A 26,630-nucleotide genomic window follows, 5' to 3' on the forward strand; every position below is an offset into this window, starting at 1 on the left:
GAAACGCCGCAGATCCTCGGGACAAGCCCGAGGATGACGTCAGTACCAATTACCCGTGCGTCGAAAACCAGCCGTCGAGCCGGGCTTCCAACGCTTCGACCAGCGCCTCGTCGTCCAGTTCCTCGATCACTTCGGCGACGAACGCCTTGACCAGAAGACCCCGCGCCGACTTCTCGTCGATGCCGCGCGCCATCAGGTAGAACAGATGGTCGTGGTCGATCTCGGTGACGGTTGCGCCATGGCCGCAGACGACGTCGTCGGCGAAGATCTCCAGCTCCGGCTTGGTCGAGAACTCGCCGTCGTCAGACAGAAGCAGCGTGTTGCAGGCCATCTTGGCGTTGGTCTTCTGCGCGTATTGATGCACGTTGATGCGGCCCTGGAAGACGCCGCGCGCCTTGCCGGTCACCACGTTGCGGATCACTTCGGTCGACGTCGTGTGCGGCACGGCATGGTCGAGCACCATGGTCACGTCGGTGTGGGTGTCGCCGGCGAGAAGATTGATGCCGCGCAATTTGAAGTCGGCGCCCTCGCCTGTCGTCCTGACGACGACCTCCTGGCGAACGAGCCTGCCGCCGGCGTTCATGACGAACAGCGTCAGCTTGGCGTCCTTGCCGATATGCGCCTTGAACTGTGCGAGATGCGTGGCCGTGTCCGGCTGCTCCTGCACGATCAGCCAGGTCACCTCGGCGCCGTCGCCGATCACGAGCTGGCTGACCGAAGAGACGAGCGCCTCGTCGCCTTCGCCCGTCTGGCGCTCGACGACGACTGCCTTGGCGCCGGCCCCGACACGCGCCAAGAGCCGCACATGCGACTGGCCGCCGGCCTGCAGGTTCTGCAATTCGACCGGCTCTTCCAACTCGGCGCCGTCGGCGATGTCGACGAAATAGCCGTCGGCGACGAAAGCCGTGTTCAGCGCGCCGATCGCGTCATCGCTGCCATAGGAATCGAGCCCGGGCGCGGCGCTGCCGTCGGTCAGCTTCTCCGACAGGCGCTGCACTGTCACGCCGTCGATCTCCGGCAGCTTCGTCTGCGAGACGCCGTTCAGCACCGGTAGGACCGCCGACCCTTCAAGAACCGGCGCAAGCGCTTTGACGACGGCGCCGGCCTCGAAAGCCGGCACCGACGTCAGCAGCCGGCGCAGGTCCGTATAATGCCAGGATTCGACGCGGCGTGTCGGCAGGCCGTGCTTGATCGCCTCGATCGCGTCGTCGCGCTTGACCATCACCGCGCCGTCGCCGGGCAGCAGCGACAGCCGTTCGCCGAAGGCATCGATCAGCGCCGTCTCGGCCAAGGTCCGCTGGGGCTGTGCATGCATGTTCATGACTTTCGCCTCGACCGCTCCCATGTCACGCGGCTTGCCCGATCACGCCGGCATAGCCATTGGCCTCGAGATCGAGCGCCAGCGACTTGTCGCCCGACTTGATGACCTGGCCCCTGTAGAGCACGTGCACCGTATCAGGCACGATGTGCTCGAGCAGGCGCTGGTAGTGGGTGATGACGACGATGGCGCGGTCGGGCGAACGCAACGCATTGACGCCGTCCGAGACGATCTTCAGCGCGTCGATGTCGAGGCCGGAATCGGTCTCGTCGAGCACGCAGAGTTTTGGCTCCAAGAGCTTCATCTGCAGGATCTCGGCGCGCTTCTTCTCGCCGCCCGAGAAGCCGACATTGAGCGGCCGCTTCAGCATGTTCATGTCCATGCTGAGCGAGGCTGCCGCCTCCTTCACGCGCTTCAGGAATTCCGGGATCTTCAGCGGCTCCTCGCCGCGCGCCTTGCGCTGCTCGTTCATCGCGACCTTCAGGAATTCCATGGTCGCGACGCCCGGTATCTCCATCGGATACTGGAAGGCGAGGAAGATGCCGGCGGTGGCGCGCTCGGCCGGATCCATCTCGAGGATCGACTGGCCGTTATAGAGGATGTCGCCCTCCGTCACCTCATAGTCCTCGCGGCCGGCGAGGATATATGACAGCGTCGACTTGCCCGAACCGTTCGGACCCATGATGGCGGCGACCTCGCCGGCTTTCACCGAGAGATTCAGCCCACGGATGATCTCGGTGCCATCGTCGATGATGCGGGCGTGCAGGTTCTTGATTTCAAGCATGATTTCTTCCTGAATGTCTTTTGCGGTCAGCCGACCGAACCCTCGAGGCTGATGCCGATCAGCTTCTGCGCCTCGACGGCGAACTCCATCGGCAGCTGCTGGATGACGTCCTTGACGAAGCCGTTGACGATCAGCGCGATCGCCTCTTCCTCGGGGATGCCGCGCTGCATGACGTAGAACTTCTGGTCCTCGGAGATCTTCGAGGTCGTCGCCTCGTGCTCGAACTGCGCCGTCGAATTCTTGGCTTCCATATAAGGCACGGTATGCGCGCCGCACTGGTCGCCGATCAGAAGCGAATCGCAATTGGTGAAGTTGCGCGCGTTGGTCGCCTTGCGATGCGCCGAGACCTGGCCGCGATAGGTGTTCTGCGAGAAACCGGCGGCGATGCCCTTGGAAATGATGCGGCTCGACGTGTTCTTGCCGAGATGGATCATCTTGGTGCCGCTGTCGACCTGCTGGTAGCCGTTCGACACCGCGATCGAATAGAACTCACCGCTGGAATCGTCGCCGCGCAGGATGCAGCTCGGATATTTCCAGGTGATGGCCGAACCGGTTTCGACCTGTGTCCACGAGATTTTCGAGCGATCGCCGCGGCAATCGCCGCGCTTGGTGACGAAATTGTAGATGCCGCCCTTGCCCTCGGCGTCGCCGGGGTACCAGTTCTGCACCGTCGAATATTTGATCTCGGCATCGTCGAGCGCGATCAGCTCGACCACCGCGGCATGCAGCTGGTTCTCGTCGCGCTGCGGCGCCGTGCAGCCTTCGAGATAGGAGACATAGGCCCCCTCCTCGGCGATGATCAGCGTGCGCTCGAACTGGCCGGTGTTCTTCTCGTTGATGCGGAAATAGGTCGACAGCTCCATCGGGCAGCGAACGCCCTTCGGCACGAAGACGAACGAACCGTCGGTGAACACCGCCGAATTCAGCGTCGCGTAGAAATTGTCCGAGGTCGGCACGACGGAGCCGAGATATTTCTTCACCAGCTCCGGATGCTCGCGGATCGCTTCCGAGATCGAGCAGAAGATGACGCCGGCCTGAGCCAGCTCCTTCTTGAAGGTGGTGACCACCGAAACGGAATCGAACACCGCGTCGACCGCGACGCGGCCCGATTTGTAGACGTTGTCGCTGGCTTCCTCGAGCTCCGAGGCATCGGTCTTCTGCACGCCGGCCAGGATTTCCTGCTCCTTGAGCGGAATGCCGAGTTTTTCATAGACCTTGAGCAGTTCAGGGTCGACTTCGCTCAGCGACTTCGGCCCCGGCGTGCTCTTCGGCGCGGCGTAGTAGTGGATGTCCTGGAAATCGATCTTCGGATAGTGGACGCGCGCCCAGGTCGGCTCTTCCAGCGTCAGCCAGCGGCGATAGGCCCCCAGACGCCATTCCAGCATCCAGTCCGGCTCATCCTTCTTGGCCGAGATGAAGCGAATGATGTCTTCGCTCAGGCCCTTGGGGGCCTTGTCCATCTCGATCTCTGTCTGGAATCCATATTTATACTGGTCGACGTCGATCTTTCGAACCCGATCGATCGTCTCCTGCACTGCAGGCATAAGCGTTCTCCATCCACGCCGGGGTCAAGGCCCGGCAGTTTTCAAACTATGGCACCGCCGAAATCGCGTCCCAGGGAGGGACTCGCGGCGGAGTAAGCTCCATATAGTGCGTGTCCGCCGGAAATTCACCCGGCCAGGACAAAACGCACGGCTCTACCAGGCCCTAAAGCCCGAATTCTTGTTCGAGCAGCGGAAATCCGAGAACCGCAAGGCGTTTCCCGCTCCAATGCTCCGCCGTCAGGCGGCTTCTTCCTTGCCCGCGCGGCGGGCGACGATGCCGGCCAGTGCCGCCCGGAACGCCGCGATATCCTCGGCGCCGGTCGCACGGCCGATCGAGACGCGCAGCGCGCCCAGGCTGTCGCCATGCCCCATCGCCTTCAGCACATGGCTTGGCCCGACTTTTCCCGACGAGCAGGCCGAACCCGCAGACAGCGCGACGCCGGCAAGATCGAAAGCGATCTGCGCCGTTTCGGCCTTGACGCCGGGAATAGCGAAGAATGTCGTGTTGGCAAGCCTGGCAGCGTCATTTCCGAAGATTTCCGCGTCCGGCGCGAGGTCGCGCACAATCGCCTCGACCTCGTCGCGCCGGCTCGCGATGGCGTCCATGTCGGCGAGAGCGGCAAGCGCGGCACGCGCCGCGGCGCCGAAACCGGCGATCCCGGCGACGTTTTCCGTGCCGGCGCGGTGGCTCTTCTCCTGGCCGCCGCCATTGATCAGCGGGCGCGGCATCATCAGGTCGGATGCCCCCACGATCGCGCCGACGCCCTTCGGGCCGCCGATCTTGTGCGAGGACAGGATCAGATAATCGGCATAAGGAATTGACATATCGAGCGGAATCCGCCCCGCAGCCTGCACGGCGTCGACGACCAGCACCCCGCCGGCGGCCTTGACGACCTCGCCGATGCGCGCGATCGGCTGGATAACGCCGGTCTCGTTGTTGGCGGCGTGGATCGCCACCAGCGGCAGGCCAGCGGCCTTATCATGCGCGGCAAGCGCGGCGGCCAGCGCCTCGATATCTGCAATGCCGTTCCGGTCGACGCCGATCTTCGTCACCTGCGCCGCGGCAAACCGGCCGCCATTCAGGATGCAGGGATGGTCGGCCGCTGAGACATAGAGATGGCTCATGCGGATAGCCCCGCGCCCCATCTGCCAGTCGGGCGTGAGCAGCGTCGAGGCGGCTTCGGTGGCGCCGGACGTGAAGACGACATGTTCAGGCCTGGCGTTGACCAGCCGCGCCACGTCGCGGCGCGCGTTCTCGACCAGCCGGCGCGAGGCGCGCCCTTCCGCGTGGACCGATGACGGGTTGGCGGCATCGAGCGCGGCGACCATCGTTGCCCGCGCTTCCGCAATGAGCGGCGTGCTGGCGTTGTAGTCGAGATAGGCGCGGGTTGCGGCCATTTTCGCTCAGTTCGTCCTTCCGCCGACTATCCCGCCAGGATAGCGCGTTATTTCCTTGAAATTGCAAGGCAAGCCGTCCTATTTACCCGGCTTGCGGCGCGGGTGGCCGGACCATCGGGTTTCGGCCTCCCAGTTTTGAACAATTCTAAACTAGCTTCTAGGAACACGCTCGCCCGGCGTCAAGGCCACAGAAGATGTGGGGCCGCGGGTGAGTCGGGATCAGGAAAGTCCCGGGCTAGCGCATTCATATGCCATGTGGAGTATTTTATGCCTGAGGTCATTTTCGCCGGTCCGGCTGGTCGCCTGGAGGGACGTTATCAGCCCTCGAAGGAAAAGAGCGCCCCGATCGCTATCGTGCTGCATCCGCACCCGCAGTTCGGCGGCACGATGAACAACAAGATCGTTTACGACCTCTTCTACATGTTCCAGAAGCGCGATTTCACCACGCTGCGTTTCAATTTCCGCGGCATCGGCCGCAGCCAGGGCGAGTTCGACCATGGCACCGGCGAATTGTCGGACGCGGCCGCCGCGCTTGACTGGGTGCAGTCGCTGCATCCGGATTCGAAGAGCTGCTGGGTCGCCGGCTATTCCTTCGGCGCATGGATCGGCATGCAGCTCCTGATGCGCCGGCCCGAGATCGAGGGTTTTATTTCGGTCGCGCCGCAGCCCAACACCTACGACTTCTCGTTCCTGGCGCCCTGTCCGTCGTCCGGCCTCATCATCCATGGCGATGCCGACAAGGTGGCGCCGCCGAAGGATGTGCAGGGCCTGGTCGACAAGCTGCACACGCAAAAGGGCATCACCATCACGCAGAAGACGATCCCAGGCGCCAATCATTTCTTCGCCAACGATTCCGAGCTGCTGATCCAGGAGTGCGCCGACTATCTCGACCGTCGCCTCGCCGGCGAGCTGGCCGATCCGAGGCCGAAGCGGCTGCGCTAAGCGCGGAGGCGCCAGTCAAGGCGCCTTAAGGAATCTGGGTTTGATCGACGCCGGCCTCGACCGAATTGGCCGTCGAAGCCCTGCCTCTTGGCGCGCGGGACGGTACCAACCGGAATGTCCGCTTGCGCACCGGCAGCTTCGAGCCTGTCTGGCTGAAGATAAAGCCGAGCCGGGCAAACACCAGTCCCGATAGCACCGCGAACGCCAGGCCGAGCCCGAAGCCCGCGACCGTGTCGCTTGGATAGTGCGCGCCGACGAAGATGCGTGTGGAGGCGATGCAGGCCGTGACCGCCAGCGCGATGGTCCAGCGCCGCGGGAACAACAGCAGCAGGATGCCGAAGACCGCGCCCATCGTCGTGGCATGGCCGGACGGGAAACCGGCAAAGCGCGCGTCCATGGCGAAAGGGTGCAGCGACAGGACGCCGAAACTGTCAAAATAAAGCGGCCGAGCGCGGCCGATACCGTATTTCAGCACGTTGACCGCAAGACCGGACAGGCCGACGGCGCAAAGCACCAGGAACGCGAAACACGTCCAGTTGTAGACGATCACCCGGCCATGCCGGGACAGGCCGCGCCAATCCATCAGATTGGCGGCAACAAGGCAGAGCGCGGCCGGAATGAGGTACCAGCCGCCGAGGCCGAATTGCGTGAAGAAATCGGTGAAGCGCACGAAGCCGGGGGACCATTCGCCGCGCATCTCGCCCGCACCGGCGTCGAGGCGCAGGAAGATCGCCATGGTGAGCAGCGCCCAGGCTATGAGCCAGACGTTCCACAAAATTCTCGGATAGCGCGCCGGCCGCACGGCAAAGCGTCGCCTCACGATCGACATCGTGTCGCGGAAATTGCCGAGCGAGCGGCGATAGAGGGCAAGGGGCGGCGCGGCGGACATGGCTTGGCGCTTATAGGGACATTCGATGCCCGACGCTATTCATCACGGCGCCACCCGGTAAAGCCCGAGCGACAGCTTGTCTCCCGACGAATAGTTGATGCCGTCGATCTCGGTCAGTCGCTTTGCCGACTTGCCCTGAGCGGTCAGCACATCGGTAAGCTTCTGCTCGTCCTTGATCGGCGCCAGCCCAAGCGCGCAGGATGGATCGGCGAGCAGATGTTGCCCCACGCCCTCGACGTCGGTCAGCACGGTCTTGGTGCCGACCAGGAAGACGAGGCTCGGCTCCTGGAATTTCGCCGAGGCAAGCACCGTGGTGTCGCAAGGACGGTTGGCGTCGACGGCGGCCTTGACGGCGGGGCTGAGCCAGATCGGTTTCAGCGACGGCGCAATGACGCCAAACAGCAGGCTGAAGGTAATGCCGGCGCCGACGGCGATCGCCGCGATGCGCGGCAGCGGCACCTGAAGCTGTCTGGGGAAGGCAAGATAGCCGGTGACCAGAGCGGCGATCGCTGCCGGTATGCTCCACCAGGAGAAGGTCTTGGCGAGGTAAAGCGGCGCGCCGACGCAGACCACGGCAAGGCCGATCGCCACCACGGCAAGGCCGAAAGCCGTCGCCCACCACAGCCATGTCTGCCAGCGCTTCAGCGGCGCGTTGGCCTTGTCCGCCGGCAAGGTGAGCAGCCAGCCGACCAGAAGCGCCATGCCCGGATAGGCCGGCATGACATAATGCGGCAGCTTGGTCGGGATCGCCTCGAACACCAGCCAGAACGGGATGTACCAGGCCAGGCAGAAGCGCAGCCGCGGATCGTCCCAGAACCGGTTGATAGCCTGGAGCCCGGCGCCGACCGCGATCAGCCCGAAGGGCCACATGAACAGCGAATAAGTCAGCATATAGAAGCCGGGCGGCAGGCCGTGCGATTCCTCGCCCTGCGCCACCTTGTTCAGCATGTCCTTGCCGACCGCTTCCTGGAAGAAGGCGCCGCCGCTCTTCCAGGTGATGAGGATCAGCCACGGCAGAACAATGACCAGCACGATGCCGACGCCGCGCACCAGCTTCATCTTGAAGAGCCAGCGCCAATCGCGGTCAAAGGCAAAGAGGGCAGCGGCGGTCAGCAGCGACAAAAGCGGTGAAACCGGGCCCTTGATGAGGATGCCGAAGCCTTGCGCGATCCAGAAGATCCACGGCAGATGCCCGGGAACCGGATCGTTGCGCTTCGAAGCCCAATAGACCTGCGCCAGCGCGCCTTGCGCAATCACGCAGCAGGCGAGAAGCATGGCATCGGTCTTGGCGTCGCGCCCCTCGAAGGCGGTGGCAAAGATCGCCGCCATCATCAGTCCGGCGGCCAGCCCGGCACTGGCGCCGAAGAGTTTTGTCCCGGTCCAGCCGATGCCGACGACCGCGAGCGCGATGCCAAGCATCGAGACCAGGCGGTAGACCCAGATCGGCGCCGCGGCCCCCTCGCCGCTCAACGCCACGGCAGCCGACTGCAGCCAGTAGATGCCGATCGGCTTCTTGTAGCGCGTGACATCCTGCAGGCGGATATCCACATAACCGCCGGTCTCGACCATCTGCTTGGTCGACTGGACGAAGCGGGATTCATCGCGGTCCACCGGCGGCAGGCTGGCAAGCCCGCTGACGGTCATCACGATGCTGAACAGAAAGAGGAAGAGGGTGTTCCTGTTCATCGCGGGAGCTTTTCCGATCTGAAACTGCGGGATGGCCCCGTCGCGGTGCATGGCGCCATGTCTTTGCGCGGCGCCTCATTACGCCAGCAAAAAGGGCGAAGCAAGGACGCGCCGCGCCGCACGCGATCGGACGCAAAACCGGAAACCACTTTTGCTGATCGCGTGTTTGTTGGTTGAAGCGCGATCGGACACAAAACCGGAAACCACTTTTGCTGATCGCGTGTTTGTTGGTTGAAGCGCGATCGGACGCAAAACCGGAAACCACTTTTGCTGATCGCGCTTGGATGCTAAACGCGCGCCTTCATATCAAGCATGGCCAAGCGCCCGGCGACCTCCAGGAAGAAAAAATGTCCGCCTTCAAATCCGATTTCCTGCGCATCATGAGCGAGCGCGGCTTCATCCATCAGATTTCGGATGAATCCGCCCTCGACCAGCTCTTCGCCAAGGAAACGGTGAGCGCCTATATCGGCTTCGACGCCACCGCCAAGAGCCTGCACGCCGGGTCGCTGATCCAGATCATGATGCTGCATTGGCTGCAGCAGACCGGTCACCGGCCGATCGCGCTGATGGGCGGCGGCACCTCGATGATCGGCGACCCGTCCTTCAAGGACGAGGCGCGCAAGCTGCTCACTCCCAAGGACATCGACGCCAACCTCGTCGGCATCCGCCGCAATTTCGCGCCTTACCTGAAGTTCGGCAGCGGTCCGGGCGACGCGGTCGTGGTCAACAATGCCGACTGGCTGATGCAGATCAACTACGTCAACTTCCTGCGCGATGTCGGCCGGCATTTCTCCGTCAACCGCATGCTGGCTTTCGATAGCGTGAAGTTGAGGCTCGACCGCGAGCAGTCGCTGTCCTTCCTCGAATTCAATTACATGATCCTGCAGGCCTACGACTTCGTCGAGCTCTACAAGCGCGTCGGCTGCCGGCTGCAGATGGGCGGCTCCGACCAGTGGGGCAACATCGTCAACGGCATCGACCTCGGCCACCGCATGGAGGGCGTGCAGCTCTTCGCCATGACCACGCCGCTGCTCACCACCTCGTCCGGCGCCAAGATGGGCAAGTCGGCTTCCGGCGCGGTCTGGCTCGACGGCGACATGCTCTCGCCTTACGAATTCTGGCAGTACTGGCGCAACACCGAGGACGCCGATGTCGGGCGCTTCCTGAAGCTCTACACGACCCTGCCGCTCGACGAGGTGGCGCGCCTTGAAAAGCTCGACGGCTCGGAGATCAACGAGGCAAAGAAGATCCTCGCCACCGAGATCACCGCCATGCTGCACGGCCGCGAGGCGGCCGAGACCGCAAGCGAGACGGCGCGCAAGACTTTCGAGGAAGGCGCGCTCGCCGACACGCTGCCCAGCGTCGAGGTAGCCAAATCGGACCTTGAGTCAGGCATCGGCATCCTGGCGCTGTTCGTAAGCGCCGGTCTGGCCGGCTCGAACGGCGAAGCGCGCCGGCATGTCCAAGGCGGCGCCGTGCGCATCAACGACCAGCCCCTGACCGACGACCGCCGCGTCGTCACGCTTCAGGACGTCGGTGTCGAAGGTGTCGTGAAGCTTTCGCTCGGCAAGAAAAAGCACGTGCTGGTGCGGGCGAGCTGATCGGCCGAAACCTTACTGCGCAGTTTGGGACGGTTGTTGCCGGTACTCGAAGATCGAGCGGAATATGCCCGGCGCCACCACAGATAGCGGATTGATGTTGAGCGTCGGCTTGTTGGCGTTGCCGCGCAGCCGGTAGGTGACGCCGATCAGGCCGCGGTCGCGCCCGTTGCCCAGCAACGGCCCGAACAAAGGCAGCTCGCCGAAGATGCGGTTGAGACCATAGACCGGCATGAAGGTGCCGGTCATGTCCATGTTGTTGTTCGGGTCGTAGAGCGTTCCCTGGAAGGTCGTGCCGATGCGCGGGCCGCGCAGCAGGCCGTTCGCCAGTTTCAGATAGCCGGAGCCCTTGTCGATCTCGGCGAAGCCGCGCTCGAACTGCACCCTGGACGTGTCGATCTTGCTTTTGACCGCCTCGTTCAGGCTGCGCGTGTCGCCGGCCGGCGTCGTCGACACGATCGAGGCCAGCTTGGGCTCGTTGACCACATAGAAATTGCGGGCATCCACCTGACCCTTCATCGGCCCGTCGCCGGCGCCGGAGAGCGAGAGCGTAATCGCGCCGCCTTCCATATGCTCGTAGACATTGAGGAAACGCAGGATCGCGCCGGCGTCGGCAGACTTGACGCTGAGCACGCGGCCGCCTTCGCTGGTGGTGTTGTTGATCGCGATCGCGGCGCCCGAGCTTGCCGCGGCGGTGACGTTTAGCCCATTCACCCGCGATCCGGCGGCGCTGTATTCGAGCTTGAGATTGGAAAGCACCTCGTCATGAAAACCGGTCAGCGATGCCACATCGGCGCTCACCGAGATCGCGTCGCTGCCGGCGCCCTTCGTGGCTGTATCGACGTCCGAGGTGAACTGCTTGATCAGCGAGCGGGCGTCGAGCGACGCGCCGCTGACATCGACAGCGTAGCTCTTGCCGGAACGCTTGACCGAAACGGCAATGTCGTCGCCCCTGTTCAACGCGACTTTGCTGAAGCGGGCCGCTGACAGCGAGCCGTTGACCAGTGTCACATTGCCGTCGATCGAGAAGCTTTTTCCGTCGAGAGCGAAATCGGTCAATGTGGTGGTGCTGCCGGACTTCGCCATGTCGAAAGCGACCTTGGCGGGAATGCCGGCGCCCTTGCTCCAGCCTGCCCAGGGAATGTCGAGCCTGGCATTGGTCAGGTCCGCCGAAACCTGCTGGGCGCCCTCGCCGCTCTTGTCGATCGCCACCTTGATGGTTCCCGAAAGCAGGGCCGACAGTCCAGGCATGCTGGCGTTGCGCGTCTTGTCGTCGAGGACTAGCGTAACCTTGCGGCTTCGCGCCGGCCCGTCATCGGCGAGCGGCTCGACGAGGTCGAGCTCGGCCGGAATGCCGTTGAGCTTGGCCTCTGCGGAAATCACCGCCTGCTTTGGCCCGACGGTGATCGAGCCATCGGCCTCGGTCACGGTCTGGTCCTCGAAAGGCTTCGCCAGCGACAGGTCCTGGTAGTTGAGCGAAACCAGCCAATCGAGCTTCGAGGTGTCCATGCCCTTGGTCAGCGGAATGTCCGCCCTGACATGGCCGGTGACGGTGCCGGACAGGTCTTCCGGTGCCAGTCCGACATGGCGCATGGCATTGATCGGCTCATAGGAGGCCAGCTCGGCGATCGCCGGCGCCTCGCCCGCCACGTCGATGTCGAGCCCCCCGATCACAATCGGTCGGTTTGCATTCTTGACCGTCAGCGTGCCGCCGCTTGCCGCCACGGTGCGGCCGCTCGGCATATAGACGCTGCCCGAGGAGAGCGCGATATCGACATCATTGCCATGGAACGCAACCACGCCGACGGCGTCGCGGACCGGCGGGATGCGCCCGGCGGTATCGAAGCGCGATCCTTCGATCTGGAAACGGCCGAACACTTCGTCGCCGGTAAGCGGCACGCCGTTGCCGAGGCGCCCCGGCGCGACCTGGAACTGCAGCTTGGCGTCGGTCACCGTGCCGCCGAACAGGTTGCCCAGCACCCAAAGCCGCGCGTTGCGGGCCGAGAACCACGGCCACAATTGCTTGACATGCGAGACCGGCATGTCGTGCACGTTGAGCGACAGCGATACCCCTGGCGGGCCGTTGTCGACGAAGGCGACGGTGGCCGCGCCCAGCACCTCGCCCGGTCCGCCAGAGCGCACGCCGATCTGCTCGGCAACGAGCTTGCGGCTCTTCGGCTGGTAGACCCCGGCGATACGGGCCAGGAACTGAAGCGCCGGTTCCGGCGATTCGGAAGGCGCCAGCGTCGAGCCGTCGCTGGTGAGATCATAGCGGTAGGCGGGCTCCTCCCCCGCCACTGCCGGCTTCGGCCCGATCGATCCGGCAAAGTCGAAGCTGGAGCGGCTGCTCCTGATCAGCAGCCGATCGACCGAGATCTTGTTCGAACCGGCCACCAGAGTGGCATCGGCATCGACATCGGTAGGCAGCAGCCCGCGCTCGTCCAGGTCGAGCACCGAACCGTTGAGCGAGAGCGAAGCCGCCAGGCGCGATGGGTTGTCGCCCGACGCTTCCGAGCCGGAAAGCTTCAATGCGATCGAACCCAGCTTGGCGCCATCGGTCGCCCGGGCGACCTCGGTCGAACTGCCCTCGCCGGGGGCGCCTTCTATCTTGAGATTGGCGTCCAGCGACGAAATGCGCCTTGCCGTCGCATCGCGCGTCGCCGAGGCGGTCAAAGTCGCGTGCCGGCCATCGACATCGGCATCGTAGGAGACCTGCATACGTCCCGCGCCTGTCTGCGCGACGGTCGCCGAGGCGACGGTCACGCGCTTGACCAGTCCGGTGTCCGGCAGCTTGAACTCGACATTGCGCAGATCGATCTGTCGCATCGAATCCTCGCGCACGGCATCAAGCGCATCGTTGACGCCTGAAAACACCGCCGCCGACACTTTCTCCGGGTCGACAAGGCCATCCGCGTTGCGCAGCGCCGCCGTCCAGTCGCTGCCGCCGGAGGGCATGGCGGCCACCACGATATGGGCATCGGAAAATCTGGCGCTCGTCAGCCGGACGTCGCCCGAAAGCAGCGGCAGCAGGCGCATGCCGAAACGCACGCGTCCGATATCGGCCATCGGCTTGCCGTCGGCCGTCTTCAGGCTGACATCGTTCACCTGCAGGGCGACGAAGCTCGACCCGTCCAGCGTCAGCCGAGCCGCACCGACGGCGACATTGACATCGACGCCGGCCAGCTTCTCGATGGCTGTCTCCGCCTCCGTCCGCAGGCGCTCCGTGCCGATGCCGGAGGCGCCGAGGACATAGACACCTGCCGCCGCCAGAAGCATGAGCGCGCAAAACCCGGCAAACACCCGGCCGAGGATCCGGAAACGCCGCCGCACGGCTGCCCGGCCGAGCGGCGGCACGCTGCACGCGGACGGAAGCCTCGCCAGGTCGGTGATCTCGTCACGCCTGAACCTGATCTTCTCGTGCTGCGGTGCTTCCTGATCCAAGCAATATTCCGTTGTGACGAACTCGTCGTGGACGAATCCCCGCCTCACGTTATATCGATGATTTCCCGCGCGTAACCGCAAACAAGGGCATCGATATGGCTGACCTCGACGTGGGCGACGCAGCGCCGCAATTCGATCTTCCGCGTGACGGCGGCGGCTCCCTCAGCCTCGCGGCGTTCCTGGGCAAGCCAGTTGTACTCTACTTCTATCCGCAGGACGACACCACAAGTTGCACCGCCGAGGCCATCAGCTTCTCGCAGTTGAAGCCGGAGTTCGAGAAGGCCGGTGCCGTGGTGATCGGGCTGTCGCCTGATAGCGTGAAGAAACACGACAAATTCAAGGCGAAGCACGATCTCACCGTCGATCTCATCGCTGACGAGGAGCGCAAAGTGATCGACGCCTACCATTTGTGGGTCGAAAAGACGATGTATGGGCGCAAACATATGGGTGTCGAGCGCGCCACCTTCCTGATCGGCAAGGACGGGCGGATCGCCCGTATCTGGCGCAAGGTTCGCGTCAAGGGCCACGCCGAAGAGGTGCTTGAGGCCGTGCGCACGCTCTAAGGTGTGTTGAGATTCAGGTCAGGCCGCGCCGAAAACGGCGGTTTTCGAGAACCGGAGCGGAGCGTACTTAAGTACGTGAGCACCGGAAGCGCAGTAAACCGGCGTTTGCAGGCCGGCATCACCTGAATATCAACATACCTTAGAAGCAGGCGCACGCTTTCGCGGTATCGTCGGCCGTCAGCCCGGCCATTGCAACCTCCCACGCGCAATGCGCGAGATGGTTGTTTCAGACGCTGCGGCCGGCAAAACTTTGTTAACCCTAATAATGTGTAATCAGGCTTGTCGTTGGTCCCGTAACGAAAGCTTGGTCCCCGTGAAACCAACCGGTCAGTCAGCTGTCTTCGGCAGGCGTAAGGAACCGCACACGGTCATCATCGCCAGGGGCAATGAGATAAGGCATTTCACCATCCGCCCTTGGCTCGCCGCCCTCATCGGCTCGGCGCTGGCGGCGATCGCCATCGGCTATCTGCTCGCGACATCCTATCTGGTGCTGCGCGACGACCTGATCGGCGCCACGACGGCACGGCAGGCGCGCATGCAGCAGGCCTATGAGGACCGTATCTCGGCACTTCGTGCCCAGGTCGACCGCATCACCAGCCGCCAGCTTCTTGATCAGCAGCTGATGGAGACCAAGGTCAGCGAGCTGCTGGCCAGGCAGACCCAGCTCAGTGAACGGCACGGACGGCTTGGGCCGATCCTCGAGCGCGCGGAGAACGAGGTCGGCGACGCGCCCGCGACGAACGCGGTGACGCCCAAGCCCGACGAGCACGCCGAGGTCACAGGCAGCCTTTCGCAGGCGCCCACCTATTCCGTCGCATCCTTGAGCGCCGGCGACACAAGGCCCTTCTCGCTCTGGTCGACACGGTCCGATCCGCTGGACAGCGAAACGGCGGCCGATCGCGCCGACAAGCTGTTCGTCTCGATCAGTGCGTCACTGAAGGCCATCGAGGGCCAGCAGCTTTCGCGCATCGCCACGCTTGCCGACAACGCCTACAAGAATGCCGATGCCATAGCGCAGGCACTGGAAGCGGCCGGCCTGCCGGTCGACGGTGAACTGAACAAGAGCGATGTCGGCGGCCCGCTGGTTCCGCTTGATCCCTCCATGGGTTTCGACAGCAAGGTCAAGGAGTTGGACGAGGCGCTCGATGCGCTCGATCAGGTCAAGAAAGAGGCGCGCAAGCTGCCGCTCGCCAATCCCGCCCCGGGTCACACGGTGACCAGCCCCTTCGGCGTGCGCACCGATCCGATCCTGGGCAGCGCCGCCCTGCATACGGGAATGGATTTCAGGGCGCCGATCGGCATGCCGGCCAAGGTCACCGCCGCCGGCGTCGTCACAAGAGCCGGCTGGGCCGGCGGCTACGGCCGCATGGTCGAGGTCGACCACGGCAACGGCTTTGCCACACGCTACGGACATCTGAGCGAGATCGATGTGAGTGTCGGCCAGAAGCTCGCCGCCGGCGACGTCATCGGCAAGACCGGCAGCAGCGGCCGCTCGACGGGTCCGCACCTGCACTACGAAGTGCGCCACGATGGCGAGGCGGTCGACCCGCTGCGCTTCCTCACCGTCGGCAAGAAGGTTGCGCAGTACCTTTGACCGGCTGATCCAAACCGGCGCCGTGCCCGATCTCGATCATCCGATCAAGAATCCCGGCATCAATATCGCCGCGGAACCGCTCGCGCCGGCCAGTCACGCTTTGACATAGATATCCCGCGGGAACTTCGTCAGCGTCTCGTTGCCGGTATCGGTTACCAGAATGGTTTCGCTGATCTCGATGCCCCAGCCATCCATCCACATGCCCAGGATGGAATGAACGACATTGCCGGGCTGGAGCACCGTCTTGTCGCCGGGCCTCAGGCTGATCGTATGCTCGCCCCAATCCGGCGGATAGGCGACGCCGATGGAATAGCCGATGCGCGATTCCTTCTTCAGCCCGTGGCGCTCTATGATCTTGCGCCAAGCAGCTTCGACCGCCTCCGCGGTCGTTCCCGGCCGTGCGGTGTCGAGAACCGCATCCATTCCCTCGATCACCGCCTTTGCCGTGTCCGCGACGCGGGTTGGCATCTTGCCGAGCTGCATGGTCCTGGCGAGCCCGGCGGCGTAGCGGCGGCAGACGCCGGCCAGTTCGAGCGCGATCGTTTCGTCCTTTCCGAACCGCCTGTCGCTCCACATGATGTGCGGCGCGGAAGCGTTTTCGCCGCCGAGGATCGTCGGCGGCAGCGCCGTGATGTCGCCGGCGAAATCCGGACTGCCGGCAATCTGCGCGGCCTGGATGGCGGCGATCGCATCGCATTCGCGCACGCCCGGCGCGATAACTTCGAATGCGCGCGCGACGGCTGCTTCGGCCAGCATCGAGGCCTTGCGCAGATAGGCGATTTCCGGCGCCGATTTCACCGCGCGGATCCAGTTCACGAGCAGGTCGGCGTCGTGCCATTTCGCATTGGGCAATCCGGCGACGAGCCGCGCATGTGCCTTCGGCGAAAAATAATAGGCTTCGAGCTCGACGCCGATATGGCGGCTGCCCCAGCCTTTGGCGACGATCCACGCCGCGATCCAGTCCATGGGATGCCGATCGGCGCGCTGAACATGGTCTTCCGGAAATCCGACCACGTTTTCCGGCTTCATCCAGGCCGTCAGCAACCCGCCGGCCGCATCCATGGCGCGGCCGATCCAGACCGGCTCGGCGTCCTCGATCGGCACAAGCACCAGCTGGGGCGTGTAGAACGACCAGCCGTCATAACCGGTGATGTAGTGCTGGTTGGCGACGTCGTTGACGATCAGGAGCTCGATACCGCGCTTTGCCATCTCGGCGCGGATTCTTGCGAGCCGCCGCTGGTACTCTTCGCGGGCAAAAGGCAGCTCAATCATCTTTTCTCCTCATCGGGATCGATCTGGTCGGGGATGAGCCGCGGGCTTTCTCCTGCCGCCCACCATCGCGATGCGTTTGGCGGCCGGCAATCGGCCAGGCCGACGCATAGGCAGGGCCTGTACTGAACTGGATCAATGCTGAGCCAGTCGGTCGGACCGCGGCGCGCTGCGCCCACTTCGAAATGGATGTCAGGCTCCCGAGACAACCAGGCATTCATCGCGCATTTATTCGGCCTGCGGTAGGATGCCGGCGTGCAACCGAACCGGGAGACAATTCGTGTCAAAAACTTTTCACGTCTCGATCCGAACGACGCTGGCCTTCATATGTCTGGCCGGGCTGGTCGCCATGGCGTCCGCCCTTTTCCCCACCACCGCCTCGGCGCAGCAACTGCGGCGATGCGCGAATGAGGGCGGCATATGCCGCTTGCCCTACCCCACCCAAGTTATCTACGGCGCCCGGGGCCGAACCACTGCACGGTTTTTCGACCGTCAGGCTGTGCCCTGCTCGAATCGCCTGTTTGGCGACCCCGCCCCCGGCCGCGAAAAGGCCTGTTATTTCGTGGCGCGCGGTGGCGGCGACTATGGCGACAACGACTACGGGGACGACGATTACGGTTCCCGCCCGGACCGCGGCGGATGGGCCGCCTGCGCCAGGGAGGGTGAGTTCTGCGATTTCCGCGGCCGCGCGATGGTCAGATACGGCGCACGTGGCCAATACACGCAGGATGTTTTCAGGAACGGTGTCAGATGCGGCAACGACGCCTTTGGCGATGATCCCGCTCCTGGCGCTCACAAGCGCTGCTACGTCAGGCAGTAGCCGCGCCTGAACCCGGCGCGCAATAAGGTGGCGGCCCACGCGAAGGCCGTCGCCGCATTCTGCTTCAGCTTGTCCGGCGGGCTGGTGGGCGATGACGGGCTCGAACCGCCGACATCTTCGGTGTAAACGAAGCGCTCTACCAACTGAGCTAATCGCCCGCTTGAGCGCGGACCTTTAAGCAGTTAGGGCCCCATTCGCAAGGCTAAATGAACAGACGGCGCACCCGTCAGGGCGCGGATTTCCCCAGCCTCGGCGCCGCTGTCAAAAAACCTTCTCCTGATTGCTGTAATGCTTGAATGCCGCGCTTGACACCCGCAGGCGAACCCCTTATCCACCGCCCAACGACGAACACGCCTGACACGTGCTCGTCAAGTGCGCGGGTGTAGCTCAGTCGGTTAGAGTGCCGGCCTGTCACGCCGGAGGTCGCGGGTTCGAGCCCCGTCACTCGCGCCATCTTTTCAAGGGCTTAGGCCCTTTCCCTCCAAAAAAGTTTAAACTTTGCGTTCTTGGTCGAGCAATTGCGGCGTTTGCGCCGCAAGCGTCGGCGGCTCGTACCGCGCCAAGTAGACCGTAAGTCGGCTCCAGAGCATGATGTCGAGAAGTGTGGAGCGGTTTTCGGACGACATCATGCTCTATCTCTTTGATTTAGAGCCGGATTCGGATTTCAGGTCGACTCGACCTGAAATCATCCGGCTCTGGGCCTTGATCCCGGAACCATTCCAATCTTGTCCCGTTCAGCCCACGGACGAAAAAACGGGAGAGATAAGATGGCTGTGAGATGTCGGATTTCCATCGACGATGAGAGGGATGTCGACGAGCTCGCCTTCCAGGAATTGCCGCGGATCGGCGAAAGCGTGTCGATGCCGGTCGAAGGGTCGAGCAGGGACCTTCGTGTGCTCCGCGTCGTGCATATGCCCGGCAGCGAGCAAGGCGCAACGACGATGCTGGAGCTGACCAGCAGGATTCTTTAGCGCTGCCTGTTGAAAATCATTCGCCCAGGACAATCCCGGAAGCGACGATCTGGGCCGTCCGTTCGGTGAGCTTCTGGCGCTTTACCAGCGTGGGCTTTTCGTAAGGCTTTTTCATCCTACGGCTCCAAATCGGCGCGCCGACAGGACGATGAACGCGCTCGCCTCAGTTGCGTTCCGCAATAAGGGGCCGCTAAAAAAGTCGCAAAAAATGGAAGGCGGGAGGTCTCAGGCCCTGGCGAGCAGCGCCTCGACCTCCTGCGATGTCGGCATCGACGGCGCGGTGCCGGGGCGGGTCACCGAGATGCCGGCGACCGCGCAGGCAAAGCGTACGGCCTCCAGCGGCTCGACGCCTTTTGCCAGGGCGGCTGCGAGACCGCCGTTGAACGCGTCACCCGCCCCCGTCGTCTCGATCACCGGGCCGGCATTGACCGCGCCGACATGCTCCGAACGGGTCTTGGTGTGTAGCAAAGCGCCCTTCTCGCCGAGCGTCACGATGACGGCGCCGACACCCTTGGCCAGCAGCGCGTCGGCGGCGCGGCGGGCATCGTCGATCGACGAAACCTTGATGCCGGTCAGCCCTTCGGCCTCTGTCTCGTTTGGCGTGACATAGTCGCAGAGCGCGTAGACGCGGTCAGGCAGGCTGGCGGCGGGGGCGGGGTTGAGGATGGTCGTCACCCCTGCCCCGCGCGCGATCTCGAGCGCCTTCAATGCCGCGTCGATCGGCTGTTCGAGCTGGGTGACGAAGACGCCGGCCGACCGGATCAGGTCGGCATGCGCCTCGATGTCGGCAGGCGAGATCAGCATCGCCGCGCCCGGGCTGACGATGATGGCGTTGTTGCCGCTGCCTTCCTCGACAAAGATATAGGCCGCGCCCGTATAGCTGTCCGGTGTGTCGATGACGGCGCTTTTCACACCTGCGTCCTTCCAGGTCTGCTTCGCCATGTCGGCGAAGGCATCGACTCCGAGCCTGGTCAGGAAGGTGATGTCGGCGCCGAGCTTGCCTGCCGCCACGGCCTGGTTCGAGCCCTTGCCGCCCGGGCCGAGCTTGAAGGAATTGCCGAGGATCGTCTCGCCCAGGCGAGGCTGGCGGTCGGCGCGATAGGCGGTGTCGGCGACGAACACGCCCAGGATCACAACAGGTTTCATGGCGAGGGGCTTGCCGATGGCCATGTCCTTACTCCGCGTCGGGCGGCACGACGCCCTTGCGGAAGGCAAAGCAGCCATAGAAGCGGCGCTCGCCGGTCTGGATCACGCAATAGGCTTTCTTGGAGCGCTCGTAGAAGGCGTAGCGCTCGATCGAGATCATCGGCCAGGGCTTGCCCTCGGCCGCGTCGATCTCCTTCTGAACCTCCCTCTGCACCGGCGGGATTTCGTTCGGCTTGCCGACGATCTCCATGCGCGCTGCCGCATCGTCGACGAAGGTATCCAGCGGATAGAGCGACAGCACCGCCTTCACCACCTCCGCCGCCGTCGCATCGATGCGCAGGAGCTTGCCGAGCACCGTCTGCCTAGCCACGGAATCGGACGGGAAATTGGTGTCGGCGACAATCAGGTCGTCGCCATGGCCCATCGCCCGCAGCGCCTGGAGCACATCGGCATTGAGCAGCGGGTTGATCCCTTTGAGCATGGTTTCCTCTTGAAGGGTTGTGTGCGGTTAGAGACGCTTGCCGGTTGCGGCGTCGAAGAGGTGGACTTGGTCGAGACGCGGCTTGAGCTTGAGCGTGTCGCCCGGCTTGAAGTCGTGACGCTCCCGGAATAGCGCCACCATCTCGCCCTCGCCGAACCGTAGGAACACCAACGTCTCCGAGCCAGTCGGCTCGACCACCGAAATCGTCGATGCGACGCCGTCGGGATGGATTTCCAGGTGCTCGGGGCGCACGCCATAGACGACGGCCTGGCCGTCCGCCGCGGCGATACTGGTCGGCATTGGAAACGCCGAGCTTGCAATGTCGACCACGGGCTTCTCGCCCTTTTTCACGGTGCCCTTGAGCAGGTTCATCGCCGGCGAGCCGATGAAGCCGGCGACGAACAGATTGGCCGGCCGGTCGAACAGCTCCAGCGGCGCACCGACCTGCTCGATGCGGCCGTCGCGCATCACGACGATCTTGTCGGCCATGGTCATGGCCTCGATCTGGTCGTGGGTGACGTAGATGGTGGTCGTCTTCAGCCGCTGGTGCAGCTCCTTGATTTCGGTGCGCATCTGCACGCGCAGCTTGGCGTCGAGGTTGGAAAGCGGCTCGTCGAACAGGAACACTTGCGGATTGCGCACGATGGCGCGGCCCATGGCGACGCGCTGGCGCTGGCCGCCCGAAAGCTGGCGCGGATAGCGCTTGAGATAAGGCGCAAGGTCGAGAATATCGGCGGCGCGCTTGACCCGTTCGGCGACGACGGCCGGATCGGTGCCGCGCAGCTTCAGCGCGAAAGCCATGTTCTGCTCCACCGTCTTGTGCGGATAGAGCGCATAGTTCTGGAACACCATGGCAATGTCGCGCTTCGCCGGCGGCAGGTTGTTGACGACGCGGTCGCCGATCGAGATCGTGCCACCGGAAACGGTCTCCAGCCCGGCCACCATCCTCAAGAGCGTGGACTTGCCGCATCCCGACGGACCGACCAGCACGACGAACTGTCCGTCCGCAATGTCGACGCTGACTTCATGCAGGACCTTGACGGTTCCGAACGCCTTGGCCACACTGCTGATCGCGACTTGAGCCATCGTCTCCCCTTTATCGTTTGCGGTGAAGCTAGCCATTGCGAACGGCAACGGCAAGTCGGTATCTTATAGATAAAAAGCCAATCTTGTTGACAAGGTAATCGATTACGCGAATAGTGGCGAGTGCCAATCCGAGAGCAGGCCTGTTACCCTGAAATCGGAGCTCCGGCGACGCAGGGTGGGGTCCCACGTCCGGTATGATCGAGGAGAACCGAGAGGCGTTTCGACGTCTGAGAGATTGGCACTTCAATTCAAGCGTTGTTGTTCTGGGAGGAACCTGTAGATGAGAGTCGATCTGTATGAAAAACTGATGCGCGCCGGCGCCAGCCGCCGCGATGTGCTGAAGGGTGCGGCCAGCATGGCCGCAATCGCCGCCGCCTCGGGCGCCGGGCTTGGAGCACTGACGAAGCCTGCGGCCGCCGACGACAGTCTGCGCGCGAAAATCCTGCAGATCCCGGGCGTCGGCAAAGGCCAGCCGACGGATGCCGACTTCCAGAAAGTCGGCGAGCTCTGCCTCGAAGCGACTAAGGCCAATGTCAAGGAAGGCGAGTTCGCCGGTGTCGAGCTCACCTTCATGGGCCTCAACAACCAGAACCTCCACAACGTGCTGTTCCGCGGCTTCCTGAAGCCATGGGAAACTTATACCGGTGCCAAGATCAATTGGATCGACCTGGCGCAGGCTGACTACAACCCGCGTCTACAGCAGGCCATCGCCACCAACACAGTCGATTTTGATATCGTCGAGATGGGCGCGCCTTTCGAAGGCGATGTCTGCGGCAAGGGCCTTACCTCCGAAATGCCTGACTGGGTGAAGAAGCAGGTCGATATGGACGATCTGGTGGCCTATCTGAAGCCGCCGGTCGGCACCTGGAATGGGAAGCAGTATCGGGTGACCGTCGATGGCGACACGCACAACTTCAACTACCGCACCGACGTGTTCTCCGACTCAGACCTGGCGGCGGCTTGGAAAGCTGACAGCGGCGACAAGGCAGGCCTGACGGAATGGGGCGTGCCGAAGACCTGGCAGCAGGTGCAGGCCGTGACCAAATTCCTCAAGGGTAAGCAGATGAAGGGCCAAGACATCTATGGCTATCTCGACGCGCCCAAGCCCTGGGGCGGTTTCGGCTTCTACTTCCTTGGCAGCCGCGCCAGCGCCTATGCCAAGCACCCCGATGACAAGGCATGGCTGTTCGATCCGGATACTATGAAACCGCGCGTCAACAACCCGGCTTGGGTGCGGGCGATTCAGGACGTCATCGATGCGCTGCCTTTCGAACCCCAAGATCAAATTAACGCCGACCCTAACCAGACCTGCTTTTCCCAATTCCTAGGCGGCACTGGTTCGATGCTGGCTTGGTGGGGAGATGCTGGGTCGAATGCGAAGACCAACGACTCCTCGGTCGTCGGCGACGTCACCGGCTTCTCGATCCTGCCGGGCTCTGACGACGTCTACAATTCCAAGACCGGCAAGTGGGAAAAGCTCGCCAGCGGTCCGAACTACGCGCCGAACTGCGCCTATCTCGGCTGGGGCGTCTATGTCATGGCCCGCGTCGATTCCGACGAAAAGAAGAAGAAGGCCGCATGGTCGGCGGCGGCTCATCTCGGCGGCAAGGACCTGTCGCTGTGGTGCGCGGCCTACCCGTCGGGCTTCCAGCCCTACCGCAACTCCCATTTCAATATCCCGGAATGGGTGGCAGCCGGCTATGACGAGGCTTTCATCAGTTCGTATCTGAAGTCTGAAGCCGACAGCTACAACCATCCAAACGCGGCGATCGAGCCGCGCATCCCCGGCATCTTCCAGTACTATTCTGCCGCCGAGGACATCCTGGCCAACACCTTTGCCGGCAAGATGAAGGCGCAGGAAGGCGCCGACGCCATCGCCGCCGCCTGGGAAAAGCTGACCGACCAGATCGGCCGCGAAAACCAGATCAAGCTCTACAAAGCCTCGCTCGGCATGTAGGCTGGCTTATGAGACGTCGCGGCCCGGTGGCGCATCGTCACCGGGCCGCATTTTTGCCGGCTCGGCCGGTTTGATGCGTTAGAGCAATTCCAGGAAAAGTGTGAGCGGTTTTCCGTCCGGAATTGCGTAAAAACAAAGAGATAGAGCGGTTCGCCGTTTCCGTGAAACGGTGAAGCGCTCTAGAAGGCGAGAGGCGTGGCTGAGCAGACTTCGACCGTGAATGCGTGGCCGGCAGATCCGGCCGACCTGATCCCGGCGGGCCGCAAGCGCCTCGGCTGGGGCGTGCTGGCCATTGCAACCCTTGGCCTGCTGGCGATCATCGTCGTGCAGATCCTCTACAAGACCGAGATGTCCACGGTCGGCTTCGACACCTGGCGCCCCGTGGTCTACGCTTATGTGCTGTGGGGTGTGGCGCTCGGCGCCTGGCAGGTGCTGACGCGCGGCGAGGACGGCCAGCGCGCGCTGTTCCTGTTGCCGGCCCTGCTTTTCACCATCGCCATGGTGATTTTCCCGACGCTGTTCGGCTTCTACATCGCGCTCACCGACTGGAACCTCAGTTCCTTCAGCGGGCGCAGGTTCAACGGCCTCGACAATTTCTGGCAGATGCTGGCCGACCCTTACTACCGCAACGCTCTGTTCAACATGGTGCTCTATGTGCTTGCGGTGCTGGTCGAATATGTCATCGCCTTCGGCTTGGCGCTGCTGCTCAATGCGCAGATCCGCGCCCGCAAATTCTTCCGCGTCGTTTTCCTGCTGCCGCTGATGCTGTCGCCGGTCGCAGTCTCCTGGATGATCGGCAAATCGCTGATGGAGTACCGGTTCGGACCGGCGGCGACGCTGGCGCGTCATCTCGGCTGGAACAATCCCGCCTTCTTCTCCGATCCGATCACTGCCCGCATCTCGATCATGGTGCTCGACGCCTGGACCTTCATTCCGTTCATGATGATCATGCTGCTCGCCGGACTGCAGGCGATGTCGCGGGAGGTGATCGAGGCGGCGCGCGTCGATGGCGCGAATGCGTGGCAGAGTTTCTGGCAGGTTACCTTTCCGCTGATGCTGCCGGTGTCGGTGACGGCGTTAATCCTGCGCGTTATCTTCAAGCTGAAGCTCGCCGACATCATTATCACGGTGACCTCCGGCGGCCCCGGCGGCGCCACCGATTCCGTTTCGAGCTTCATCTACCGCGAATACCGCGACCGCTCGAATGTCGGCTACGGCACCATGCTGGCCATGGCCTATCTGGTCATCATCGTCGTGTTCGTGACCTGGCTGCTGAAATTCGCCAGTCGCTTCGTGCGCAACGTCAACTGAGCGGCATCATGAGCGTCCAGACCACCGACTACACCGTCTCCGAAATCCGCTCGCCGGCGGCCTTCGTCGCCAGCCGCGTCTTCATCTATGGCGCGCTTATCTTCTGGGCTTTCGTCTGCCTGTTCCCGATCTATTGGACGATCACCACCTCGTTCAAATCGGCGGTCGACGTCACCCAAGGTCATCTCATTCCCTTCGTCGACTTCACGCCTGACTGGAAGGGCTGGCGCTCGCTCGGCCTGTCGCCGGATTCGATCTCCCAGACCTCGACCGTGCGCGACGAATTCCTCAAACGTTTCATGAACTCGGTCATCACCTCTGTCGGCGCATCGAGCCTCGCCATCATCATCGGCAGCCTCGCCGCCTACGGCCTTGTCCGCTATCGTTACAAATTCGCCTGGTTCAAGAACGAGGACATCTCCTTCTTCTTCCTGTCGCAGCTGATCCTGCCGCCGGTCGTGCTGGCGCTGCCTTTCCTGGTGCTCTACCGCGAAGTGGCCCTCCTCGACACGCGCATCGGGCTCGTGCTCCTCTATACGTTGATGGTGCTGCCGATCGTCATCTGGATCATGCGCGATCAGTTCAATTCGATACCCGTTGAATTGGAGGAAGCAGCCCTTGTCGACGGGCTGTCGATCTGGGGCGCCTTCTTCCGCATCGTCATGCCGATCGCGCTGCCCGGCATGGTCGCCGCCTTCATCCTGGCGATGGTGCTGTGCTGGAACGAGTATTTCTTCGCCGCCCTGCTGACGTCGACCGATGCCAAGACCATCCCCGTCATGGTGGCGAGCCAGACCGGCTCGCAAGGTATCAACTGGTGGTCGATGGCGGCCTTGGCCACCGCCGCGATCGCGCCGCTGGCGATCATCGGCATCGCGCTCGAGCGCTATCTGATCATGGGCATGACGGCCGGCTCGGTGAAGTAGGCGGCGCTTCCCTTCTCCCCTTGTGCAAGGTGTCGCCGAAGGCGACGGATGAGGGGTGTTCCAGGGAACGCCGGCGTCTCGCTCCGCTGGAACACCCCTCATCCGTCTCGGCGCTGCGCGCCGATCCACCTTCTCCCACAAGGGGAGAAGGAAGAACCGCGCCTATCGCACCAGGATCGAACGCAAATGGTCGAGGATCATCGCAACCCCGATCTTGCCGAGGCCCGCCGAGGCTTCCGCGGCACTTTTCGTGTACCAGCCGGTGTTGTCGGCGAAATGCTTCTCGTCCACGGCTTCGGGGCAAAGCGCCAACATCAGCGAGGTTTCGCCGATGCCGGCATGGTCGAACGGATATTTTCCGTTCATCGCGGCCGGCATCAGCGGGTGCACCTGCACCCAGTTGAAGACATTCTCACCCTGCGCATGGCCGGCATAGTAATCGGCCATCGCGTTCGAGCCCCACCAGCCTTCGCCGCGCTCCTTTTCGAGGAAGCGGAAGATCGCTTGCCGGCCGGCGGTCTTGAAGGCGAGATCGGTCGGCATGCCGGCCGCGAAATTCTCGGTCTGATGATGGATGATGGCGTGGATGTTGCGGAAGCCGATGCGCAGCAGGCCGTAGAACAACTCCTCCGCGAAAGGCGAAAGCGCCGGGCCGCCGACCTGCACCGAGCCGCTGCCTTCCGGCGCCGCCACCGCATAGCTTGCCGCGCCGTAATAGAAGGGCGGCAGGATGACGAGGTCCCTCTCCTTCTCGATCAGCTCCACCGTCTTGATCACCGCCAGCGTGTCCATGCCGACCGCCATGTGCTCGCCGTGATATTCGAGCACGCCGAGCGGCAGCACGACCGGCCAGTTCTCCTCGATCGCCTGGCGGATCTGGTGTGGCAGCATCAGCTCGTAGCGCAT

22 protein-coding genes and 2 tRNA genes are annotated in these 26,630 nt (G+C 63.4%); 10 read left to right on the top strand and 14 right to left on the bottom strand.

All coding sequences use genetic code 11. From position 1 onward, the window contains the following. Positions 1–49: 49 nt before the first annotated feature. The 4 genes from sufD to FJ425_RS08710 all read right to left on the bottom strand — a co-directional run bounded on the left by sufD (position 50) and on the right by FJ425_RS08710 (position 5,044). The gene (sufD, locus tag FJ425_RS08695; RefSeq protein WP_140627528.1) at positions 50–1,321 is read right to left on the bottom strand and encodes a Fe-S cluster assembly protein SufD; all 1,272 of its coding nucleotides are present in this window, start codon (positions 1,319–1,321) and stop codon (positions 50–52) included. Between the two features lie 25 nt (positions 1,322–1,346). Then, complete coding sequence (sufC, locus tag FJ425_RS08700) at positions 1,347–2,102, bottom strand: Fe-S cluster assembly ATPase SufC (protein WP_140627527.1); 756 nt, start codon at positions 2,100–2,102, stop codon at positions 1,347–1,349. A 26-nt stretch (positions 2,103–2,128) separates the two neighbouring features. Next, positions 2,129–3,646: a Fe-S cluster assembly protein SufB gene (gene sufB / locus FJ425_RS08705; protein ID WP_140542626.1), complete on the bottom strand. Its 1,518-nt coding sequence runs from the start codon at positions 3,644–3,646 to the stop codon at positions 2,129–2,131. Positions 3,647–3,883: 237 nt separating this feature from the next. Next, complete coding sequence (locus tag FJ425_RS08710; protein WP_140627525.1) at positions 3,884–5,044, bottom strand: cysteine desulfurase family protein; 1,161 nt, start codon at positions 5,042–5,044, stop codon at positions 3,884–3,886. 267 nt (positions 5,045–5,311) lie between these two features. Between FJ425_RS08710 and FJ425_RS08715 the strand changes: the two genes are divergently transcribed. Then, a complete protein-coding gene (locus FJ425_RS08715; RefSeq protein WP_095765174.1) occupies positions 5,312–5,986 on the top strand; it encodes an alpha/beta hydrolase in 675 nt (224 codons plus the stop codon). A 25-nt stretch (positions 5,987–6,011) separates the two neighbouring features. Here the strand turns inward: FJ425_RS08715 and FJ425_RS08720 are convergent, their stop codons facing one another. Continuing rightward, positions 6,012–6,875 carry a phosphatase PAP2 family protein gene (locus FJ425_RS08720; RefSeq protein WP_181164829.1) on the bottom strand — a complete coding sequence of 288 codons (864 nt, stop codon included), beginning with the start codon at positions 6,873–6,875 and terminating at the stop codon, positions 6,012–6,014. Between the two features lie 42 nt (positions 6,876–6,917). Next, the gene (locus FJ425_RS08725) at positions 6,918–8,561 is read right to left on the bottom strand and encodes a glycosyltransferase family 39 protein (protein WP_140722772.1); all 1,644 of its coding nucleotides are present in this window, start codon (positions 8,559–8,561) and stop codon (positions 6,918–6,920) included. A 347-nt stretch (positions 8,562–8,908) separates the two neighbouring features. Here FJ425_RS08725 and tyrS point away from each other — a divergent pair, with 347 nt between their 5' ends. Then, entirely contained in the window at positions 8,909–10,162 is a 1,254-nt protein-coding gene (gene tyrS, locus FJ425_RS08730; protein ID WP_140627521.1) for a tyrosine--tRNA ligase, read from the top strand. 12 nt (positions 10,163–10,174) lie between these two features. On the opposite strand, the gene FJ425_RS08735 is transcribed toward tyrS, so the two are convergent. Then, positions 10,175–13,600 carry a DUF3971 domain-containing protein gene (locus tag FJ425_RS08735; RefSeq protein ID WP_140627519.1) on the bottom strand — a complete coding sequence of 1,142 codons (3,426 nt, stop codon included), beginning with the start codon at positions 13,598–13,600 and terminating at the stop codon, positions 10,175–10,177. A 95-nt stretch (positions 13,601–13,695) separates the two neighbouring features. On the opposite strand from FJ425_RS08735, the gene FJ425_RS08740 reads away from it, so the two are divergent. After that, positions 13,696–14,163 carry a peroxiredoxin gene (locus FJ425_RS08740; protein WP_140627517.1) on the top strand — a complete coding sequence of 156 codons (468 nt, stop codon included), beginning with the start codon at positions 13,696–13,698 and terminating at the stop codon, positions 14,161–14,163. A gap of 313 nt (positions 14,164–14,476) precedes the next feature. Continuing rightward, positions 14,477–15,757, top strand: coding sequence for a M23 family metallopeptidase (locus tag FJ425_RS08745; protein ID WP_140627515.1), 1,281 nt, complete (start codon positions 14,477–14,479; stop codon positions 15,755–15,757). Positions 15,758–15,850: 93 nt separating this feature from the next. On the opposite strand, the gene FJ425_RS08750 is transcribed toward FJ425_RS08745, so the two are convergent. Further along, the gene (locus tag FJ425_RS08750) at positions 15,851–17,029 is read right to left on the bottom strand and encodes a M24 family metallopeptidase (protein ID WP_140627513.1); all 1,179 of its coding nucleotides are present in this window, start codon (positions 17,027–17,029) and stop codon (positions 15,851–15,853) included. Between the two features lie 277 nt (positions 17,030–17,306). Here FJ425_RS08750 and FJ425_RS08755 point away from each other — a divergent pair, with 277 nt between their 5' ends. Beyond that, complete coding sequence (locus FJ425_RS08755; protein ID WP_246677903.1) at positions 17,307–17,846, top strand: hypothetical protein; 540 nt, start codon at positions 17,307–17,309, stop codon at positions 17,844–17,846. Between the two features lie 82 nt (positions 17,847–17,928). Here the strand turns inward: FJ425_RS08755 and FJ425_RS08760 are convergent. Next, a tRNA-Val gene (locus FJ425_RS08760) sits at positions 17,929–18,004 on the bottom strand. Positions 18,005–18,222: 218 nt separating this feature from the next. On the opposite strand from FJ425_RS08760, the gene FJ425_RS08765 reads away from it, so the two are divergent. Together FJ425_RS08765 and FJ425_RS08770 are read left to right on the top strand one after the other, a co-directional pair. Continuing rightward, positions 18,223–18,299, top strand: a tRNA-Asp gene (locus tag FJ425_RS08765). A gap of 314 nt (positions 18,300–18,613) precedes the next feature. Continuing rightward, a complete protein-coding gene (locus FJ425_RS08770; RefSeq protein ID WP_140722775.1) occupies positions 18,614–18,817 on the top strand; it encodes a hypothetical protein in 204 nt (67 codons plus the stop codon). A 16-nt stretch (positions 18,818–18,833) separates the two neighbouring features. Here the strand turns inward: FJ425_RS08770 and FJ425_RS31785 are convergent, their stop codons facing one another. The 4 genes from FJ425_RS31785 to ugpC all read right to left on the bottom strand — a co-directional run bounded on the left by FJ425_RS31785 (position 18,834) and on the right by ugpC (position 21,530). Beyond that, positions 18,834–18,932, bottom strand: coding sequence for a putative RiPP precursor (locus FJ425_RS31785; RefSeq protein ID WP_210241689.1), 99 nt, complete (start codon positions 18,930–18,932; stop codon positions 18,834–18,836). Positions 18,933–19,042: 110 nt separating this feature from the next. After that, positions 19,043–19,987: a ribokinase gene (gene rbsK, locus FJ425_RS08775; RefSeq protein WP_181175850.1), complete on the bottom strand. Its 945-nt coding sequence runs from the start codon at positions 19,985–19,987 to the stop codon at positions 19,043–19,045. Between the two features lie 4 nt (positions 19,988–19,991). Further along, positions 19,992–20,444 carry an RbsD/FucU family protein gene (locus FJ425_RS08780; protein WP_140722778.1) on the bottom strand — a complete coding sequence of 151 codons (453 nt, stop codon included), beginning with the start codon at positions 20,442–20,444 and terminating at the stop codon, positions 19,992–19,994. A gap of 27 nt (positions 20,445–20,471) precedes the next feature. Further along, positions 20,472–21,530, bottom strand: coding sequence for a sn-glycerol-3-phosphate ABC transporter ATP-binding protein UgpC (gene ugpC, locus FJ425_RS08785; protein WP_140542616.1), 1,059 nt, complete (start codon positions 21,528–21,530; stop codon positions 20,472–20,474). Between the two features lie 280 nt (positions 21,531–21,810). Here ugpC and FJ425_RS08790 point away from each other — a divergent pair, with 280 nt between their 5' ends. The 3 genes from FJ425_RS08790 (at position 21,811) to FJ425_RS08800 (ending at position 25,724) form a co-directional block, all read left to right on the top strand. Continuing rightward, complete coding sequence (locus FJ425_RS08790; protein WP_140627507.1) at positions 21,811–23,487, top strand: sugar ABC transporter substrate-binding protein; 1,677 nt, start codon at positions 21,811–21,813, stop codon at positions 23,485–23,487. 195 nt (positions 23,488–23,682) lie between these two features. Then, positions 23,683–24,798, top strand: a complete 1,116-nt coding sequence (locus tag FJ425_RS08795; RefSeq protein WP_140627506.1) for a sugar ABC transporter permease — start codon at positions 23,683–23,685, stop codon at positions 24,796–24,798. A gap of 8 nt (positions 24,799–24,806) precedes the next feature. Then, positions 24,807–25,724 carry a carbohydrate ABC transporter permease gene (locus FJ425_RS08800; RefSeq protein ID WP_140627504.1) on the top strand — a complete coding sequence of 306 codons (918 nt, stop codon included), beginning with the start codon at positions 24,807–24,809 and terminating at the stop codon, positions 25,722–25,724. Between the two features lie 162 nt (positions 25,725–25,886). Here the strand turns inward: FJ425_RS08800 and FJ425_RS08805 are convergent, their stop codons facing one another. Further along, positions 25,887–26,630, bottom strand: a complete 744-nt coding sequence (locus tag FJ425_RS08805) for a creatininase family protein (protein WP_140627502.1) — start codon at positions 26,628–26,630, stop codon at positions 25,887–25,889.

It is taken from the genome of Mesorhizobium sp. B2-7-2 (assembly GCF_006440775.1).
Lineage (GTDB): Bacteria > Pseudomonadota > Alphaproteobacteria > Rhizobiales > Rhizobiaceae > Mesorhizobium.